We start from the raw sequence: 19,042 nt of genomic DNA on the forward strand, positions 1-19,042 counted from the left end.
GAGGGTTCAGACGGGGCTCAGTAGCGGTACTGGTCCGACTTGAAGGGACCCTCGACCGGGACGCCGAGGTAGTCGGCCTGGGCCTGGTTGAGCTCGGTGAGCTCGACACCGAGGGCGTCGAGGTGGAGGCGGGCGACCTCCTCGTCGAGCGCCTTGGGCAGGACGTAGACGCCGATCGGGTACTGGTCGGTCTTGGTGAAGAGCTCGATCTGCGCCAGCGTCTGGTTGGTGAAGGAGTTCGACATCACGAAGCTCGGGTGACCGGTGGCGTTGCCCAGGTTGAGCAGGCGGCCCTCGGACAAAACGATGATCTTCTTGCCGGCTGCGCCGTCCTTTGGGGGAAAGATCCACTGGTGGACCTGCGGCTTGATCTCGTCCTTGACGATCCCCGGGATCTTGGCGAGGCCGGCCATGTTGATCTCGTTGTCGAAGTGACCGATGTTGCCGACGATGGCCTGGTTCTTCATCTTCTCGAAGTGCTCGACCCGGATGATGTCGAAGTTTCCGGTGGTGGTGATGAAGATGTCGGCAGTCTCGACGACCGACTCCAGGCGGCGGACCTCGTAGCCGTCCATCGCCGCCTGCAGCGCGCAGATCGGGTCGATCTCGGTGACGATGACGCGGGCACCCTGGCCGCGCAGCGACTCCGCCGAGCCCTTGCCGACGTCGCCGTAGCCGCACACGACCGCGACCTTGCCGCCGATCATCACGTCGGTGGCGCGGTTGATGCCGTCGATGAGCGAGTGGCGGCAGCCGTACTTGTTGTCGAACTTCGACTTGGTGACCGAGTCGTTGACGTTGATCGCCGGGAAGAGGAGCGAGCCCTCCTTGTACCGGTCGTAGAGGCGCAGGACACCGGTGGTGGTCTCCTCGGTGACGCCCTTGATGCCTCCGGCGACGTTGGTCCAGTACGTCGGGTCGTTCTTCAGGCTGCGGTCGAGGACGCGCAGGACCTCCTTGAACTCCTCGTTGTCGGTGGAGTCCTGGCCCGGCACCTCCCCGGCCTTCTCGAACTCGACGCCCTTGTGGAGGAGCATCGTGATGTCGCCACCGTCGTCGAGCAGCATGTTGGGGCCGACCTGGTTGCCCTCGGCGTCGGTGAACTGGAAGACCTTCTCGGCCTCGTCCCAGTACTCCGCCAGCGTCTCGCCCTTCCAGGCGAAGACCGGGGTGCCCTTCGGGTCCTCGGGAGTGCCCTCACCGACGACGACCGCCGCGGCGGCGTGGTCCTGGGTGGAGAAGATGTTGCAGGTGGCCCAGCGTACGTCGGCACCGAGAGCGGTCAGCGTCTCGATCAGTACACCGGTCTGGATGGTCATGTGCAGAGACCCGGCGATGCGAGCACCCTTGAGCGGCTGGTCCTTGCCGTAGCGCTCGCGCATGGCCATCAGGCCCGGCATCTCGTGCTCGGCGAGGGAGAGCTCTTTGCGGCCGTACTCGGCCAGGCTCAGGTCGGCAACCTTGTAGTCCATGGTTATTCCTTACCGAAGTGTTGCGGGCCTGCGTCGCGCATCTGCGCACCAGCGGGATCTCCCACGCAGGGTCTCTCCAGGGTACAAGCGCTGGTTGAGGGTGGCGGTAATCCGCAACCAACAGATCCGGCGGAACCCCTGTCGTTCGAGTGCGTGGAGGCGGCCGGGTGGGTCAGTGCTTCTTCTTGATCGGCAGCAGGTGGAGTACGCCGACCACGATCGCCCCGACGATGAGCCCGACGACGGCGGAGAAGAAGGTGTTGACCAGCCAGGCGGCGGCCGCACCCACGGCGCCGAGGGCGTGGTGGACCTCCTCCTCGAGATGGTGGACGGTGTCGTAGGGCCACGACCAGCCGGGGTGACCGGCGGCGAGGCCGTTGACGTCGTAGACGCCGACCAGGAGCAGGTGGCCACCGACCCACAGCATGGCCACGGTGCCGACGATCGAGATCCCGGCGAGCACCTTCGGCATGGCCGCGACCATGCCCAGGCCGAGCCGCTGGGCGCCCGCGCTGGACCGCTGGGAGAGCGCGAGGCCGGCGTCGTCCATCTTCACGATCAGGGCGACCACGCCGTAGACGACGATGGTGATCAGGAAGGCGACCGCCACCAGGGCGCCGAGACGCATCCAGAACCCCTGGTCGATGACCTCGTTGAGCGCGATCACCATGATCTCGGTGGAGAGGATCAGGTCGGTGCGCACAGCACCGGCGATCATCTTCTTCTCGGCCTCGGGACCCTCCAGGACGACCGGCGTGTCATGGGTCTCGGCGTGCGGCCGGACCCACTCCAGCACCTTCTCGACACCCTCGTAGGCGAGGAAGGCGCCACCGAGCATCAGGATCGGGGTGATCGCCCATGGCGCCCACTGCGCCAGGATCAGCGCGACCGGCAGGATGAGCAGCAGCTTGTTGCGCAGCGAGCCCAGGGCGATCTTCTTGATGATCGGCACCTCGCGCTCGGCGGCGATGCCCTGGACGTACTGCGGCGTCACCGCGGTGTCGTCGATGACGACACCCGCGGCCTTGGCCGAGGCCTTGCCGGCGGCAGCACCGACGTCGTCGACCGACGCAGCCGCCAGCTTGGCGATGGCTGCTACGTCGTCGAGAAGTGCGAAGAGTCCGGCGCTCATGCCTTCGCCTCCGTGGTGAGAGGTGCAGAGTACGGAAGCGAAGGCCTGAGGCCTACTGTCGCTCGCTGTCGCTCGCTCATGGCCGGAACTCTAACGGGTAGGACTGGTTACTCGACGCCCTGCTCGCGGAAGCGCTCGGAGAGCGGATACTCCCGGAAATAGTCGGTCTTGATCCGCAGCCAGTCGCCGTTGACGATCATCTCGTCGATCGCATCGTTGGCCTGCTCCCGGAGCCCGTCGCCCTTGCGGAAGACGAAGGCGATCGGGGCCTTGTCGGAGGGGAAACGAATACGCTCCTCCATCGGGATCGGGGCGTCCTTGATCACGCCCTGCGCGAACGGCGCATCGTAGAAGAACGAGTCCGCCTTGCCGGCGGCCACGGCCTCGAGCGCGGCCGCCTCGTTCTTCCGCTTCACGATCTCGGCCTTGGGGAATCGCTCCTTGAGGATGCTCTCCTGCGCGGTGCCATCCACGACCGCGACCCCGGTGCCGTTGATGTCCTTGAGCTTCCTGATCGGAGAGTTCTTCGGGGTCGTGAAGGACAGGTACGTCACGAAGTAGGGGTGCGAGAAGTCGTAGACCTTCTCGCGCTCCACGGTGACGCTCACCTGCGAGGCGATCATGTCGATTTTACCCTCGTCAAGCGCGGTGAAGAGGTCGGCGAAGTCCATCGGCACGAACTCAGGCTTGATGCCGAGCGACTCGGTGACGCCGAGGGCCATCTCGTAGTCGAAGCCCTTCGCGACGGAACCTTGGGTGTAGTAGACCGGGGCGCTGTTCAGCACCCCGACCTTGAGCTGACCGTCATCGGCGGCACTGCTGCGCTTGGCGGTGGAGGGGCCGGTCGTCTCGACCGTGTTGGAGACCACGATCAGGATCACCAGAAGGGTGACCGCGCCCGCGAGGATGAACTTCAGGGATTTCATAACGACGTCCTGGTTGGGGGGAGGGGTGCGCCGAGACACTGTGACTGGGACGATCCAGGTCGGGGCACTGTACCGTAGGCCGCCGGCCTTCAGGCACTCCAAACCGGCTCATCAAAGATGACAGGTGTAGAAGGTGACATAGAACAGGCAACACGGCCATCCACAGGGGTCATATCGTCTCAGACGGTCGACGCAGCGCAGAGGGCGAGAACCTCGGTTCGGCGGCCGTGCTGACTACACCCGAGGGGCCTCGGCCGTGTCGTCGAGTAGGAGAAGCCTCGGCCGAGTCGGCGGTGCGTACCTCGGATTCGCCGCAGCGCGTCTCTCGGCGCAGAAGTTATCCCGGCGCTACCTGGCCAAGCGAACTGCCTTTTCCAAGACCTTCTGATTCTCTTTCAGAATCTCGGAAAAGACCTCTTGATTGGCCCGAATCTGTTCTTCCTGATAGGCAAGCTCAGTTTCATATAGCACTGAAATGACACCCGACCTCCGCTGACATGCAACGTCATGCAGAGCCATTTCAATTTCGCTGCGGCTCGGCTTCGTATCAGAGCCCAGGGGAGCAGCCCCTTGCGGAAGATCCGAAAGTGTTGTCGCCATATGATAGCCACCTTCGGCCATACACTTAGACCACTCGGCTTGTGCGGCCACAACCTTCGGGTCACGAGAAGTCACACGCTGAAGATTCAATTCACGCACGGGACTCGCTACCCAGCTATTCTGGGGTCCAATATGTTTCAGATCAAGCCCTCTGAGGATCTCAGCCTGTGCGCGTCGACCACAGTCATCGACCACAGAGACATCACTTCCCCAGCTCTCCTGTTGCGCAATTACTTCATCGAAGCCCGGGTCCTCAGGGACATGGTAGCCGAATTTCTTCGCCGTCCCGACATCGATAACTGCCGCATATCTGCGGAACGTCAATGTCATTCGATACCCACCAACTGGAGCCCGCAGGTCCAGGTCGTACCCCCGGCCCTTTACACAGGCAGCGGCCAGACTCCAGAGTATGCGCTGAAACTTTCGGCTTGACGCGACCGCGTAATACCGTTCCAGCGGGAGCGGTTCTCCAGTAGGCGAGTACGGGTCACCAGGATCTGAAGCGGCCAACAATGGGGAAGCGGGCTCATTCGAGGCGGCTGTATACCCACTTTCCGAACTCCCACCGCACGCGCCACATAACAACAAAGCAAAGAGAGCCACAATACATACAATGGTCCTCATGATCATCAACACTCCAAGAATTGCGAAGAAACTCATGGCCGGGTGTCTCAGGCAAACACAAACCTGAGACACCCGGCCACCGCTAGCCAATGAATCGGTTAGCCAACATAGACGTCGAGTGACGCGTTGTCGTTGTACGTATTTACCAGCTTGATTGTATCGCCGGGCCTGACCAGATCGGACGGCCCCTTGAAGTCCGAGTAGTAATACACACGGAAGTAGAGGAAGGAATTTTGGGGCTGGTAATTCTTAGCTCCACCCGCGTTGTTCCACACGTTCACACCCGCGCCTCCACTACCGTGCGGACTGGCTTTGAAATAGTAGTTCACGCCACCATTGACGCTTGGGTTGAAGTTCCTGTCACCGCCGGCCCCATACCACGAATTCAGGCCATGCTGCGGCGAGTTGTAGAAGAGACATGCATATCCTCCATCTCTTGAGCATCCCGACGTTGCCGCAGACGCCGACCCAGTCCCAGCGGAAAACACGCCGATGCAGGCCACCAATGCGACGATGACGCCCAAGAGCCTCTGTCCAGTTCGAGCCAGCGAAACCAATTTCCTGCTCACATCATCGAATTCTCTTCACTCACGCAATTAACGGCACTCCCCGTTTGCGTTGAAAGCGCGGCAGACAATAGCATGCAGCCACCGGAACGGCAACCATTTCCAAGAAGTTCTGAATGATCTAAGACGCCAACAGGAACAGCGAACGAACGCAAACCAAGCCCCTCAAGTAGACCCAAACTAATGGTATGACTTGAAGGCGATCCGAGTCTCATCCCATGTTCCTCAGGGCGAGTAGCGGCGGCAGTTGCGGGGATTACACCGAGCACCGTGGGTTACCGAGATCTCAGCCGCTGAAATCCTGGATAGGATCAAGCACCCTTGTCCTTGAATACCTCAGAAAGCGGATACTCCTTGAAGTATTCCTTCTTGATCTTCAGCCATTCGCCTTCGACGATCATCTGCTCGAGGATGCCATCGATCTGCTTCAGGCGCGGATCGCCCTTCTTCATGACGAACCCGATCGGCGCATCGTCTGCCGGATACCGGAGCCGGATCTCCAGTTCTATCGGCGCGGAGTCGATGATCGGCTGCGCATAAGGAGCATCGTAGAAGAACGCATCGGCGTCCCCCGTCTGGATGGCCTTGACGGCGAGCACCTCATCCTTGACCTTGATGATGTTGACGTCGTGGTACTGCTCGGCGAGGTACCGTTCATGGATCGTGCCCTCGACGATGGCAATGTTCTTGCCGTCCACGTCATCGCGCTTGCGGATACCTGAGTCTGGAGGAGTGAGGAAGGACAGGTACGTCACGAAGTAGGGCGCGGTGAAGTCGAAGTCCTGCTTCCGTTCGGCGGTCTCGGTGACCTGCGAGCCGATCACGTCGATCTCGCCCGCCTCGAGCGCGGTGAAGAGGTCGCCGAACGGCATGACCTTGAACTCCGGTTTGGCGCCCAGTCCTTCGGCGACGCCGAGCGACATCTCGTAGTCGAAGCCCTTGGTGACGCCGTCGACCTTGAAGTACGCCGGCTCGGTGCCGTCGACGCCGATCCGCAAGGTGCCGCCGGCGGCTGCGGCGCTCTCCTTGTCGGTCGCCTTCGGAGCGGGGTCAGCGAGATAGCCGCCGATGACCAGGACCCCTAAGAGGGCCAGGGCGCCGGCGACGACGAGCTTGATGTGATTCATGCGGAAGTCCTGTGGTTTCGGGATGGTGGGGCATGCCCGTCACGTCGGCGCCGAGAATCCGAGACGTGCTGGCCACGGAGTGGCCGGACGATGTTGCATCAAACACCGGACTGCTCTCCTACGTCCAGGTTTTCGAGCATCATGGACACATTCCGTGACCGAACTTCCCGCGTGGCGTGTGACCCAGACCACACGTCACGCCCACTATCTGGACTCAGCTGTCGGCGACCAGACCCAAACGCAGATATTCGGCCGCATACGTGCCCTGAAGCAGCAGGGACGCGTAGCGGGCGACCTCCGTGGACGCGTTCGCCTCGACGACCTCCACCCGTACGCCGCGCGTGTCCGCGGCCTCGGTGAGCGACCGTCGCTGCTCGACCATGATCGGGTCGGTCGCACCGTCGTCGAGGATGACCAGGACGGGGCGTACGGACGACTGCTCCTCGGCGAACGGGTCGTCGAAGACGTTGCGGGGCCGGGCCGCCTCCAGGACCGGGAGCAGGTCTTCGGCGACACCGGCGATCGCACCACGGCCGCTGGCCCGACGCAGGCTCTCGGCGACACGGCGGGCCGCCCGGGCGGCCAGGACGGAGCCGCCCCAGACGACCGGAAGCGAGTCGGCGAGGGAGAGCGCCAGGATCTTGCCCGGGTTGACCGAGATGTCGCGGTGCGGCGAGCAGGCCGTGGCGACGTCGTCGAGCGCGTCGGCCACCTTGTCCGCGTCGGCCTCCGGACCGAGGCCGATCGAGTTGAGATAGGTGAGCATCAGGATCGACATCGCGAGCGTGTCGCCGCCCTCGACCGGAAGCAGCGTGCTGTCGCGGCCCTCGGCGTGCTGGGCGACCAGAGACTTCTCCGGAGCCGCCACGACCAGCTGGGCGCCACGACGGACGGCCTCGGCGGCGGCCGAGGCCTCCCCTGGGTCGGAGCCGGTCGGCGCCAGCACGACCACGAGATCGAGGCTGCCCGCCCAGCCAGGCAGGCCTGGGGCCGGCCAGGCCACGAACGGCACCGGACAGTACGGCTCGAGGACCGCGCGCAGCAGGCGCGAGTCGGGACCCGCCGCGACGACTGCCCGGGGACGCCCGGTCTCTGCTGCGCGGCGTACGGCCTCCTGCAGGGGCTCCAAGGCGCCCGCGGCCTCGCGCCGGACCCGGGCTCCGGACGCCGCCAGCGACCGCAGCAGCTGGTCGATCCCGGCCAGCGCCCGCTCGTCGTCCAGCCTCGACTCGTCGAACCAGGTCATCGCGGCCTCACCCCTCCGTCGGCTGAGCCTTGGTGGAAGAACCCTTGGTGGGCCGGCCCTCGTCGATGAGCAGGACGGGGATGCCGTCACGGACGGGGTAGGCCAGGCCGCACTCCCCCTGGCAGACCAGCTCGCCATCCTGGTCGGGCGCCGTGGCCTCGACAGGCAGCAGGTCGCCGTGACACTGCGGGCAGACGATGATCTCCAGCAGCTTCTCGCTCAGGCCCAGCGCGCTCATCAGTTACGCCTTTCAATAGGTGGAGTCTTTCGAATGATCGCGAGCGCCTCGTCGCGCACGCGCTCCATGGTGAGTATGTCCTTGCCCTCCGCGTTGAGCCGCAGCAGCGGCTCGGTGTTGGAGGCACGGACATTGACCGTCCAGTCGGCGTGGGCGAGGGTCAGCCCGTCGAGCCTGTCGACGGTGACGCCGTCGCGCTCCGCGTACGTCCTCTCGATCTCGGCCACGGTCGCGGCCTGGTCCGGGACGGTGGAGTTGATCTCGCCGCTCATCGGGTAGCGCGCATACGCCGCCAGCAGCTGGCTCAGCGGCTCGTCGGTCTCGGCGAGGGCGCCGAGGACGTGCAGCGCGGCGAGCATGCCGGAGTCGGCGCGCCAGAAGTCGCGGAAGTAGAAGTGGCCGCTGTGCTCGCCGCCGAAGATCGCCTCGGACTCGGCCATCACGGCCTTGATGTAGGAGTGGCCCACCCGGGTGCGCACCGGGGTGCCGCCGAGCTCGGTGACGATCTCGGGGACCGCGCGGGAGGTGATCAGGTTGTGGATGATCGTCGCGCCCGGCTCCTTGGCCAGAGCACGCTCGGCGATCAGGGCGGTGATCGCGCTCGGGTTGACCACCTCGCCCTTCTCGTCTACGAGGAAGCAGCGGTCGGCGTCACCATCGAAGGCCAGGCCAGCGTCGGCACCGGTCTCGCGCACCTTGGCCTGCAGGTCCACCAGGGTCGTCGAGTCGAGCGGGTTGGCCTCGTGGTTGGGGAAGGTGCCGTCGAGCTCGAAGTACATCGGGATCAGCTCCACGGCCTCCTCGCCCAGGCGACCGAAGACCGCCGGTGCGGTGTGGCCGGCCATGCCGTTGCCGGCGTCGGCGACGACGGTGAGCTTGCGACCCTCCACCGGAGCCAGGCTGAGCAGGTGCGCGGCGTAAGCCTCCAGCACGTCGGTCTCGCTGATGCTGCCGGCGACCCCGGCGATCGGGGCCGCACCGGAGATGACCAGGTCACGGATCTCGTCGAGACCGGTCTCCGCGCCGACCGGGACCGCGTTGGCCCGGCAGAGCTTCATGCCGTTGTACTGCGCCGGGTTGTGGCTCGCGGTGAACATCGCGCCCGGCAGGCCGAGGTGGCCGGAGGCGAAGTAGAGCTCGTCGGTCGAGGCCAGCCCGATCATCGTCACGTCTGCGCCGGCCTCGGTCGCACCGTCGGCGAAGGCTCCCGAGAGCGCCGGAGAGCTGGGGCGCATGTCGTGACCGACCACGACATGCGACGCGCCGACGACGTGCACGAAGGCCCGCCCAGCGAGCCGGGCCAGGTTCTCGTCGATCTGATCAGGGACGGTGCCACGGACGTCGTACGCCTTGAAAACGGCGTTGGCGACGTCGGGCTGAACTCTCTCCGGCATGTCCGGAACTCTAGTCGTCCTACTCCGACGTCAGCACGCGGAGGTGGCCCCGACGGGTGCCGCCCGGGCGGGGCTGGCCGGCGTTCGGCCCGGACTCGTCAGGAGCCTCCGGTCCGGGAGCGCCGGCGGGGCCTCGCGGAACGGGAGCGGGCGGCCGCGCCGCCTCACGGACGGCATCGGCCAGCGCGAGCAGATCGTCGCCCTTGGGCTGCGGGTCGACCGGCTCGCGGGCCAGCCTGACGACCTCCCAGCCCCTCGGCGCAGAGAGGCGCTCGGCGTGCTCCTCGCACAGGTCGTAGGCGTGCGGCTCGGCATAGGTCGCCAGCGGGCCGAGAACTGCCGTCTGATCGGCGTACACATAGGTGAGCGTGCAGACGGCTTGGCGCTGGCAAGCGGTACGCGAACAACGACGAGCAGTCACGGGTGAACCGTACTCCCCTGAGGCCAGCCGCGCAGTTAGGCTCGCGTACATGATCAGGCACAGGGATCGGCACGGCCGTGGAAGACGAGGTCCGATGGCGGTGCCGACCGACCCGAAGGTGCCGACCCTGCGCACTCGCCGGGAGCGTTTCGACGACATCGCACTCGCCATCGTCACCGAGATCGACGCCCGCTGGCAGTCCCGGCTCGGCCTGATCGAGTACGCCGTCGAGGAGTCGCCGGACATCCCCGAGGAGTGGACCGTCGAGGACCACATCCCGCTCGGTTCGCTGGAGCGCGGCTCCGGCGCGAACCCGGCTCGCCTGGTGATCTACCGGCGGCCGATCGAACACCGCTGCCAGACCCGCTCCGAGGTCGAGGCGATGGTGCTCATGGTCGTGGTGGAGCAGGTTGCCGACCTGCTCGGGATCGCTGCCGAGGACGTGGATCCTCGTTATCAGCCTTGAACTCTGGCGGTCCTTTTCGTTTCGGCACGCTTTCGTACTGAGATTTTGTGGTTGGTCTGGGCCGCCGACCCTCCTTCGAGGGTCTTCTCGACCTGCCCCGGAGTAAAGGACGGCCTGCGGCCGCCGGCTACGCCGGCCGCTTCGCGGTCCTTGACACCGGACCACGTCGAGAAAGATTTTGGCTGGCTATCGGGGCGGCGGCCCCGATGTGGCCACGGGAAAATCACCCACGACAGGTAGCCGATGTGTCGCGGCTCCAGAAACCCTCTGACGACAAGGCGCCCTTCTGCGCGAACGAAAATTCGTTCGCCCCGGGGCAGTGGCGGGCGCGGGTGAAAGAGAAATTTCTTTCACCCGCCAACCCACCCCTCCGACCGGTAGCGACGGCCCCTCCAGGCCCAAGCCCCTGCCCAACCCAAACCGCTGCGCCAAACCCCTGCCGCCGACCACCAATAACACCGACCTGAGCGAGCCGAGAAGAAAGACTCAGGGCCCCAAAGGCAACGGCAACCCCGGCGCAACCCCAGCGGTACGCACCTCCGACCGCAGCGGCCGGAACGGCACGACCGCGTCCCCGTCGCCGCTCATCACCACGGCCGCATTGACCTCGACACCCTCGGGTACGAGCTGGATCAGCGCGGCGTCCGCGGGCACCTCGATCTCGGCGCCCACGCCCGGACCGACCTCGACGGACTTGGCCTTGAGCGCCTTGCCCTTCGCGTTCGTCGGGATCACCTTGACGGTGCCGCTGCTCCCGGTCTTGGCGACGGGGCCGGAGATCACGACCCGCTTCTTGCCGACTCCGGGGCCGGCCGGAACGACCACCGCGGTCGCCGCCGAGACGGTCTCGGTGGCCGTGGTGATCGCGACGTCGCCGTCGTCGACCGAGCGCATGGCGGTGCTGACTGGGCCGGTGGCGACGATCTCGACACCGAAGGCGTCGCCGGCGCTGTCCTTGCCGAGAAGCTTGGTCAGGTCGACCTGCGTCTGACCGTTGGGCGGCACGCTGATCTTTGGAGCTCCCTCCGGCGTGAGCACGCTCTTCGAGGTGAGCAGGCGCAGCTCCGCGCTCACCTGGGCGTCTCCCGGGTTGACGACGGTGAGCGTGCGGCTCGCGGAGCTGTTGGGGTAGCCGACCAGCAGGTTGGTCTCTGCCGGCGTCGACTGGCCCGGGAAGTAGTCCTCGCTCGCCGCCTGCGTCTCGAGCTTGACCGCGCGGTCGCGGATCATCACCCCGGCCTGGCCGCGTACGACCGTGGTCTTCAGGGAGAGCTCGCCCTCGCGCGGGATCACGTGCAGCAGGTCGAAGGTGCGCGTGGTGTTGCCGGGGATCGCGACGCCGCGGAGCTGCTCGGGGACCGCCACGACGCCCTTCTCGTCGTAGAGCGAGATGTCGACGGTGGCCGCACCGCTGTTGGGGTTGGCCAGCTCGAGGATCGAGTTGTGGGTGGCACCCGCGCCGATGCCTGGGAACCAGGCCTCCGCCTGCGGAGGCAGGCAGCCCGTCGCCGCGAGCGGCTTGGTCGTGGAGCGTCCGGCGACCAGGCCGGGAGCGACCTCCTTGCCCGCCCGGACCACGACCGAGCCGGGCTTGGCCGACACGTTGGTGACCTTGCCGGAGCCGACGGTGGACTGCGAGCCCTTGCCTGCACCGGGGCCGCTCAGGGCCACCTCGCCCGAGCCGGCGGTAGCGTTGGTGACGGCGATCTGGTCGGCGCCGGCCTTCGGCTTTCCGGGGCAGACCACGGTGGCCGCCTTCGGCGCGCTGCTGTCTGCGGCGAGCGTCGGCTGCTCCCACTGGTGGGGCCGGTTGAGCAGCAGGGCCACCGCCATCGCGGCGATCAGGCCCAACGCCACCAGAGCCGTGTTGTCGAGGCGGCGACCCCGCTGCCTGCGTACGCTGCGTAGCCGCGGCCGTGCGGCAGCGGCCGCCGCCGCCGCGGCAGCCATCCGACCGCCCCTGGAGGGCTCGGACTCGGCCTGCGGCTCGTCCACCCGCATCTCGTCGGGGGTCGGCCAGGCCTCGTACTCGGGCTGGTTCGCGGCCTGGAACTCGCCGGTCTGATAGTCCGGCGAGTAACCGGTCTGGGCAAGCATCTGCCCGGTCTCCGGGCCCGGGACGTAGGGCTCCTGAGCGTAGATCTGCTCGGGCGTGTATTCCGGCGCGAGATGGCCCGGAGTCTGTCCGGTGTACGGATCCGCGTAGGGGTCCAGCATCCACGGCTCCTGGCCGTAGACGTCGTCGGCCGGCGGCTCCTGCGAGCGGTCGTAGGGGTCACGTGGATCACGGGGGTCGCTCATGCCGATTCCCTCCTCTGGACCAGCGTCGGCAGGCACAGGACCAGGACGACGAACAGCCCGATCCCGGCCAGGACCAACAGGATCGTACGGATGATGGACTGCGACTCGGTCACGCCCGGATCGCTCGGCTCGGAGTCGAGCAGCCAGGCACGCGTCGAGCGCTCGACGGTGCTCGCCTGGGTCACCGACCCGGAGGCGTCGATCCCCTCGGCGACCGAGGAGTCGGCCGGGCCGGGCATGACGATGTAGGCCACGCCCTGGGCGGCCAGGTCACCGATCACCTCGTCGTCGGGGTCGGCCGCCAGGCGGCGGACGACTCCGGTGAGCTCGTCGGAGCCACCGGCGACCTGCGCGATCTCGTCCTCACCGAGGGTGATCCCGTCGTTGCGCAGGACGGCATAGCGGATGCCCTCGTCGACAGAACCTCGCAGCACGAGGACGCCGTCCTCGGGCCCGAGGGTGGTCGAGGTCGGATCGAGCATGTAGGACGGCACGCCGGTGTGGCCCAGGGCCCGGGTGTTGTCGGTGAGGTCGCCGGTGCCGGCGTAGACGAACCAGCCGAGGCTGCCGACCACACCGACCGCGGCGGCCGCGGCGGCAACGCCGACCATGACCTTCCGCAGGCCGCGCAGGCCGTCGAGAATCGCACCCTGGGCTCCCAGCACGGCCGCGACGACCGCGAAGCCCTGGATGGCGACCAGCGGGAAGCCCCAGCCGACGCGGGCGATGCCGGCGTCGAGCGGGATCGGGATCCAGGAGAGCAGCATCGTGACGAGGGCCGTCGCGACCGCCCCGATCCAGCAGACCAGGACCGGGATGCGGGTGCGGCTCGGGATCAGCGCGAGCACCGCCAGCAGCGGCAGCGCCAGACCCAGCCACCACGGCGCACCGAGGCCGGCACCGTCGAGCCCGGTCACCCGGCCCACGAGCAGATCGAAGCCGCCGGCGACCGGGGCCGGCAGCCGGCCCGGGTCGAGCAGCAGCCCGGCCAAGCCGCCGGAGAAGATCAGCGGCAGCCACCACGGGATCAGCAGGCCGACTGGCGTCGCGATGGCCGCGGCCGGCGGACCCCACTGGTCGCGGTCGCGCAGGACCGCGGGCAGCAGCTTGCGTACGACGATGAAGATGACCGTCGCGAAGACGGCCGCGACGAGGAAGGCCATCGGCGCGAAGGCGGTGATGACGGTCAGCAGCAGACCGGTGCGCCACCCGGCCCGCCAGCGGCGGTCGGCGACGGGATCGCTGAAGCCGAGCGCGGCATGGGCGAGCCAGGGCAGCAGCGCGCCGACGACGACCGCACCGATCCGGCCGTCACCGAAGGCACCGCTGGCGTAGGGAACCAGGGCGTACGCCGTCGCGCCCCACAGCAGCAGCCACCGCGGCGCGCCGAGGTGGCTGATCAGCCGGCCCACGACCCGAAGCAGCCGCCATGCCCCGCCGAGCGCGATCGGGAAGCCGAGCAGCATGACGCCGGTGACCGCCAGGCTCGGGTTGCCGCCGAGGAACGTCGCGAGCACCGCCAGCGGGAAGACGTGCGGCGGCGCGGGCACGCCGGTGCCCTGCGAGATCGCGTGCCAGGACTCGAACTGCAGCTGCCACCAGTCGCCCACGTTCTGTGGCGTCGGCCCGAGGCCACCGCCGGCCACGCCACCGAGAGCCGCCCGCGCCCCGATGACGCCGAGGATGCCGACGACGACCAGCAGCACCGCGACCGGGTTGGTGAACAGACGCACCAGCAACCCGGTCTCGGCCGGGATCTCGTCCTCCTCCAGTTGGGCCCGCTCGGCCTGCCGCTTGGCGGCGAAGGACGCCGGATCGGCCTCTGCCTGCGCCATCTGGCGCCGCTCGGCGATGTCGGAGGCCTGCAGGGTGACCGCGTTGGCGACGTCGGAGACGAAGTCGAGACCGTGTCGGTACGGCAGCCACGGCGGAGGCAGCAGCGCCTTGACCACGTCCTTGTCAGCGTGCGCCTGCTTCCGGCGCCGCCGCTTGGCGAGCACGATCTGGCCGGTGTGGCCGTAGATCCAGCCGAGCGCGCCCAGGTCGTCGAGCGCCGCTCCAGGGTCGCGCACGAGGATGAAGCCGAGCATCCGCCACAAGGTCTGGAAGAAGAACCGGACCATCCACAGCGCCAGCGTCCCCCGTCCGCTGTTGACGAGCAGGGTGTAGAGCGCGGCCCGTCGCTCCTGATAGTGGATCCGGCGACCGGTCAGCTGCGTCTTGCGTACGCCGCGGTGGGCCGCCTCCACGTGGAAGACGACCGCATCCGGAACGGCGATGGTGGTGAAGCCGGCGTTGGCCGCCCGCCAGCCCAGGTCCATGTCCGTGCCGAGGACAGGGAGGTGCTTGTCGAAGCCGCCCAGGTATTCGAGGACCTCGCGACGGATCAGCATGCCTGCGGTGTTGACGGCCAGGACGCGGCGTACCTCGTCGTGCTGGCCCTGGTCGTACTCGCCCCGCTCCAGGCCGGTCTCCCGGTTTCCGGTGACCGAGATCGAGACGCCGAGCTCGAGCATCCGGCGCAGCGAGGGCCATTCCCGGATCTTGGGGCCGAGGATGTCGGCCTCCGGGTATTCCTCGGCGGCGTTGAGCAGCGTCGCCAGGGCGTGCGGATCGGGGGTGGAGTCGTCGTGGAGGAACCAGATCCACTCCGGCGGCTGCGCCGCTTGGTGGAGGATGGCGAGCGCCTCGTTGGCCGCGTCCGCGAACGTCGTCGACGCCGGGAGCTTGACCACCTGGGCGAAGGTCTCCTCCAGGATCTCGACCGACCTGTCTGTCGAGCCGGTGTCGATCGTGACGGCAAAGCTCACCGGAGCCTGCTGGTTCCTGATCCCGTCGATGACGGTCGGAAGCCAGCCGGCGCCGTTATGAGAGACGAGGACGAGAGCGACCGACGCTTGCACGATCGGCAACCCTAGTGCCCAACCGGTGATAGACCGAATGGACCTGTCGGGTGATCGACGATATCCCGGTGGGCATCAGCACGTCCGATGCAGGCCCCCACGCGGACCGCGGACCCATCGGTCCCCCCACGTGGATTGCGGAGCAATCGGCAAAACAAGACAGCAGGCCCGGACCTTGACGGTCCGGGCCTTGCTGGCTCGTGCTTGGTTGTCAGACAGCGCGCTTCTTCAGCTTGCGGCGCTCCCGCTCGGAGAGTCCACCCCAGATTCCAAAACGCTCGTCGTTGCCCAGAGCAGACTCAAGGCAGTCCTGGCGCACCTCGCAGGTCTGGCAGACCTTCTTGGCCTCCCGAGTCGATCCACCCTTTTCAGGGAAGAACGCCTCCGGATCCGTCTGCGCGCACAGGGCGCGCTCCTGCCAGCCCCCTTCGTCGGTGTCCGGCTCGAGGAGAAACAGCTCTCTCATCGTCAATCCGACCTTTCGACCCTATTCAGCTGATTTTGGGACCGTGACCCCATCTTGGGCCAGTCACCTTCACGCCATCGGCAGGTAACCGATCCCCCCGTTTTGCGGGTACTGCATCTAGTTACGACGTAGGCCGCTTTTTTGATGCAGTCCCCTTGCCGAAATTTTCCCGAGATTCCTGGGCGCTGTCTCCAGCACTGTCGGTTTCCTGGTTCCGTTTCGAATGACACTGATGAAATTACATGCCTGTCGGTGCCGCAAGTCAACCCTCAAATCTGCTAGGGCCGCATTAACACAGGCTTTCCGTACCGGCTGGAGCAGGGGCGCTGGCCCTCGTCTGAGAGGCTAGGGCCATGCGTGACATCACCGTTCTCTCCGGCGGCCATGGTGGCTCGAAGTTCATCTCCGGGCTCCTCCACGGCATCTCCGCCGGCCGCGTCCCAGGCATTGAACGCGACGCCCGGATCACCGTGATCGCCAATACCGCCGACGATCTGTGGATGCACGGTGTCAAGGTCTGCCCCGACCTCGACACGGTGATGTACACCCTCGGAAACGGATTCGACCACGAGCGCGGCTGGGGCCGCAAGGCCGAGACCTGGTCGATCAAGGAGGAGCTCGAGGCCTACGAGGTGCCCGGCACCTGGTTCGGGCTCGGCGACCGTGACATCGCGACCCACCTCGTACGCACCCAGATGCTCGAGGCCGGCTTCTCGTTGTCGCAGGTCACCGCAGCGTTGTGCGAGCGGTGGCTGAAGCCGGTGTGGGGCGACCGGGTGCGGCTGCTGCCGATGACCGACGACCGCGTCGAGACCCATGTGGCGATCAAGGACCCGAGCTCACCCAGTGGACTCGCGGTCGTCCATTTCCAGGAGTACTGGGTACGCCTGCGGGCCGGCGTCCCCGTCGAGAAGCTGATCTTCGTGGGTCAGGACGAGGCGAAGCCGGGACCCGGGGTGATGGACGCGCTGCTGAAGTCCGACCTGGTGATCGTGCCGCCGTCCAACCCGGTCGTCTCGATCGGGACCGTCCTCGGCGTGCCCGGGATCCGGGAGGGCCTGGTCGCCACCCCGGCCCCGGTGGTCGGGATCTCGCCGATCATCAGCGGTCATCACGTACGCGGCATGGCGGAGCAGATGCTGGCCGCGATCGGCGTCGACGCGACCGCCGCCGGAGTCGGTCTGCACTATGGGACGCGGGGCTCCGGCGGAGTGCTCGACGGCTGGCTGGTCGACACCGCGGACGCCGACGCCGTTCCCGCTCTCACCGAGTCCGGGCTGAAGGCGACCGCCGTCCCGCTGTGGATGTCCTCCGAGGACGCGACCGCCGACATCGCGGCCGCCGCGGTCGGGCTGGTCAGCTGATGAGGGCCCAGGACATCACCGTCACGGCCCCTGATGGCGTTCCCGAGGTGCGTAAGGGCGACGATCTCGCCGCCCTGCTCCTCGACGTTCTCGACTCGCCGCTGGTCGACGGCGACATCGTCGTGGTCACCTCGAAGGTCGTCTCCAAGGCGGAGGGCCAGGTGCGGGAGGGCAATCGGGACGACGCGCTCCCCGGCGAGACGACGCGGGTCGTGGCGCGACGCGGGCCCACCCAGATCGTGCGCGGTCGGCTGGGCCTCACGATGGCCGCCGCCGGGATCGACGCCTCCAACGTCGAGGCCGGCCACATCGTGCTGCTGCCCCTGGATCCCGACGCCTCCGCGCGCGCCCTACGGGCCACGCTCCGTGACCGCACCGGAGCCAACGTCGGGGTGATCATCACCGACACCGCCGGGCGAGCCTGGCGCGACGGACAGACCGACATCGCGATCGGCTCGGCCGGGCTGGAGGTGCTGGAGAGCTTCGCCGGCCAGATCGACGCCTTCGGCAACGATCTCGTCGTCACCGCCCCCGCGGTCGTCGACGAGATCGCCTCGGCCGCCGAGATCTCCCAGGGCAAGCTCGGCGCGCGGCCGTTCGCGCTCCTGCGCGGCCGGGCAGACCTGGTCCGCGAGCCCGGCGACGACGGGCCGGGAGCGAGCACGCTCATCCGTCCCGAGGGGTCCGACTTCTTCGGCTTCGGCGCCCGGGAGGCCGTCGTACGCGCCCTGAAGGGGGCCGCCGAGGACCAGGCCCCGTTCGGAGCCCCGGCGAGCGTCGAGGAGCTCTCCGCGGCCGTGACGGAGGTGACCGGGACGGCCCCCGTCCCGCACGAGGGCGGGCTTCGGGTGGCAGGAGCCGACCCTGCGATCGTCGCCGCACTGGCGTTCGCGCACGGCTGGCGATGCGAGCGCGATGACATCAATCACGGGGCGACTTCCCATCTGCTACCACTGACCACCTAGAATCTGCGCGTCCCGACAAAAGACCCGAGGTACGCCGAACCGTGGCCAAGAAGTCGCCCAGCAAAGACCGCCGTGCGGTCATCAACGACATCCGCAAGAAGCAGGGCCGCGCCGAGCGCGTCCGTGGCGCGGCGATCATCGGTGTCTGCCTCGCCATCGCGGTGCTGATGGTGGGTGCCGCCGCGTGGGGCCCGATCACCGGCTTCATCAAGGACAGCGAGTTCGACGAAGTCGCGCTGCAAGACATCGGCAAGAGCCCCGAGGCCGCCGGCTGTCAGAAGATCATCGAGACCAAGGCCGACGGCAACCAGAACCACATCGCGACCGGCACCGAGCAGACCTACACCACTGCTCCCCCGGCCTTCGGTCCGCACTGGAACGAGGCGAACGTCGCTCCGGCGGACATGTCGCGCAAGTTCTACACCGCCGACGACCGCCCTGACCTCGAGGCGCTGGTGCACAACCTCGAGCACGGCTACACGATCATCTGGTACGACGAGACCGTCTCCGAGGACGAGCTGGACCAGATCCGCGCCATCGGTCAGAAGTTCTCCGGCACGTCGAACTTCCGCTACAAGTTCATCGCGGCCCCGTGGACCGCTGCCGACGCCAAGGAGACCGCGGTCGCCGGCGACAAGAAGACCGAGTTCCCCTCGGGCACCCACATCGCGATGACCCACTGGTACGCAGACCCGGCCAACCCGACCGAGGCCTCCACCCAGAAGGGCATCTTCCAGTACTGCGAGGGTGTCTCCGGCAAGGCGGTCAAGGACTTCATGACCACCTACCCCTACACCGACACCCCGGAGCCCCAAGCTATGTGAGGCCTAG

At 67.2% G+C, this 19,042-nt stretch carries 17 protein-coding genes; 4 read left to right on the top strand and 13 right to left on the bottom strand.

Annotated features, from left to right (window positions below):
- Nucleotides 1-17: 17 nt before the first annotated feature.
- The 10 genes from ahcY to ABZZ22_RS16685 all read right to left on the bottom strand — a co-directional run bounded on the left by ahcY (nt 18) and on the right by ABZZ22_RS16685 (nt 9,797).
- On the bottom strand, nt 18-1,472 hold the full coding sequence (gene ahcY, locus ABZZ22_RS16640; protein ID WP_354933262.1) for an adenosylhomocysteinase: 1,455 nt from the start codon (nt 1,470-1,472) through the stop codon (nt 18-20).
- Nucleotides 1,473-1,644: 172 nt separating this feature from the next.
- Complete coding sequence (locus tag ABZZ22_RS16645) at nt 1,645-2,604, bottom strand: DUF808 domain-containing protein (protein WP_354933264.1); 960 nt, start codon at nt 2,602-2,604, stop codon at nt 1,645-1,647.
- Nucleotides 2,605-2,711: 107 nt separating this feature from the next.
- Nucleotides 2,712-3,530, bottom strand: a complete 819-nt coding sequence (locus ABZZ22_RS16650) for a transporter substrate-binding domain-containing protein (protein ID WP_354933266.1) — start codon at nt 3,528-3,530, stop codon at nt 2,712-2,714.
- Nucleotides 3,531-3,878: 348 nt separating this feature from the next.
- Nucleotides 3,879-4,460, bottom strand: coding sequence for a hypothetical protein (locus ABZZ22_RS16655; protein ID WP_354933268.1), 582 nt, complete (start codon nt 4,458-4,460; stop codon nt 3,879-3,881).
- Between the two features lie 392 nt (nt 4,461-4,852).
- The gene (locus ABZZ22_RS16660; protein WP_354933270.1) at nt 4,853-5,323 is read right to left on the bottom strand and encodes a hypothetical protein; all 471 of its coding nucleotides are present in this window, start codon (nt 5,321-5,323) and stop codon (nt 4,853-4,855) included.
- A 308-nt stretch (nt 5,324-5,631) separates the two neighbouring features.
- Nucleotides 5,632-6,447: a transporter substrate-binding domain-containing protein gene (locus tag ABZZ22_RS16665; RefSeq protein WP_354933272.1), complete on the bottom strand. Its 816-nt coding sequence runs from the start codon at nt 6,445-6,447 to the stop codon at nt 5,632-5,634.
- Nucleotides 6,448-6,661: 214 nt separating this feature from the next.
- Entirely contained in the window at nt 6,662-7,693 is a 1,032-nt protein-coding gene (locus tag ABZZ22_RS16670; RefSeq protein WP_354933274.1) for an SIS domain-containing protein, read from the bottom strand.
- Nucleotides 7,694-7,700: 7 nt separating this feature from the next.
- A complete protein-coding gene (locus ABZZ22_RS16675) occupies nt 7,701-7,931 on the bottom strand; it encodes a Trm112 family protein (RefSeq protein ID WP_354933276.1) in 231 nt (76 codons plus the stop codon).
- Nucleotides 7,931-9,325 carry a phosphomannomutase/phosphoglucomutase gene (locus ABZZ22_RS16680; protein WP_354933278.1) on the bottom strand — a complete coding sequence of 465 codons (1,395 nt, stop codon included), beginning with the start codon at nt 9,323-9,325 and terminating at the stop codon, nt 7,931-7,933. Before ABZZ22_RS16680 ends, ABZZ22_RS16675 begins: the two co-directional genes overlap by 1 nt.
- A 19-nt stretch (nt 9,326-9,344) precedes the next feature.
- Entirely contained in the window at nt 9,345-9,797 is a 453-nt protein-coding gene (locus ABZZ22_RS16685; protein ID WP_354933280.1) for a DUF3499 domain-containing protein, read from the bottom strand.
- A gap of 43 nt (nt 9,798-9,840) precedes the next feature.
- On the opposite strand from ABZZ22_RS16685, the gene ABZZ22_RS16690 reads away from it, so the two are divergent.
- Nucleotides 9,841-10,212 carry a metallopeptidase family protein gene (locus tag ABZZ22_RS16690; protein WP_354933282.1) on the top strand — a complete coding sequence of 124 codons (372 nt, stop codon included), beginning with the start codon at nt 9,841-9,843 and terminating at the stop codon, nt 10,210-10,212.
- A 486-nt stretch (nt 10,213-10,698) separates the two neighbouring features.
- Here the strand turns inward: ABZZ22_RS16690 and ABZZ22_RS16695 are convergent, their stop codons facing one another.
- The 3 genes from ABZZ22_RS16695 to ABZZ22_RS16705 form a co-directional block, all read right to left on the bottom strand.
- The gene (locus tag ABZZ22_RS16695; protein ID WP_354933284.1) at nt 10,699-12,513 is read right to left on the bottom strand and encodes a DUF5719 family protein; all 1,815 of its coding nucleotides are present in this window, start codon (nt 12,511-12,513) and stop codon (nt 10,699-10,701) included.
- Nucleotides 12,510-15,416 (bottom strand): glycosyltransferase, encoded by a 2,907-nt coding sequence (locus ABZZ22_RS16700; RefSeq protein WP_354933286.1) that lies wholly within the window; start codon nt 15,414-15,416, stop codon nt 12,510-12,512. The genes ABZZ22_RS16695 and ABZZ22_RS16700 overlap by 4 nt, the downstream gene beginning before the upstream one ends.
- Nucleotides 15,417-15,627: 211 nt before the next feature.
- Nucleotides 15,628-15,882 (bottom strand): WhiB family transcriptional regulator, encoded by a 255-nt coding sequence (locus ABZZ22_RS16705; protein ID WP_008361238.1) that lies wholly within the window; start codon nt 15,880-15,882, stop codon nt 15,628-15,630.
- 353 nt (nt 15,883-16,235) lie between these two features.
- On the opposite strand from ABZZ22_RS16705, the gene cofD reads away from it, so the two are divergent.
- The 3 genes from cofD to ABZZ22_RS16720 are packed head-to-tail and all read left to right on the top strand — an operon-like array spanning nt 16,236 to nt 19,035.
- Nucleotides 16,236-17,246, top strand: coding sequence for a 2-phospho-L-lactate transferase (cofD, locus tag ABZZ22_RS16710; protein WP_354933289.1), 1,011 nt, complete (start codon nt 16,236-16,238; stop codon nt 17,244-17,246).
- A complete protein-coding gene (locus ABZZ22_RS16715; protein WP_354933291.1) occupies nt 17,246-18,211 on the top strand; it encodes a coenzyme F420-0:L-glutamate ligase in 966 nt (321 codons plus the stop codon). Before cofD ends, ABZZ22_RS16715 begins: the two co-directional genes overlap by 1 nt.
- Before the next feature lie 41 nt (nt 18,212-18,252).
- On the top strand, nt 18,253-19,035 hold the full coding sequence (locus tag ABZZ22_RS16720) for a DUF3105 domain-containing protein (RefSeq protein WP_354933293.1): 783 nt from the start codon (nt 18,253-18,255) through the stop codon (nt 19,033-19,035).
- Nucleotides 19,036-19,042 lie beyond the last annotated feature (7 nt).

The organism is Nocardioides sp. NPDC006273, assembly GCF_040613495.1.
Taxonomy (GTDB): Bacteria; Actinomycetota; Actinomycetes; order Propionibacteriales; family Nocardioidaceae; genus Nocardioides.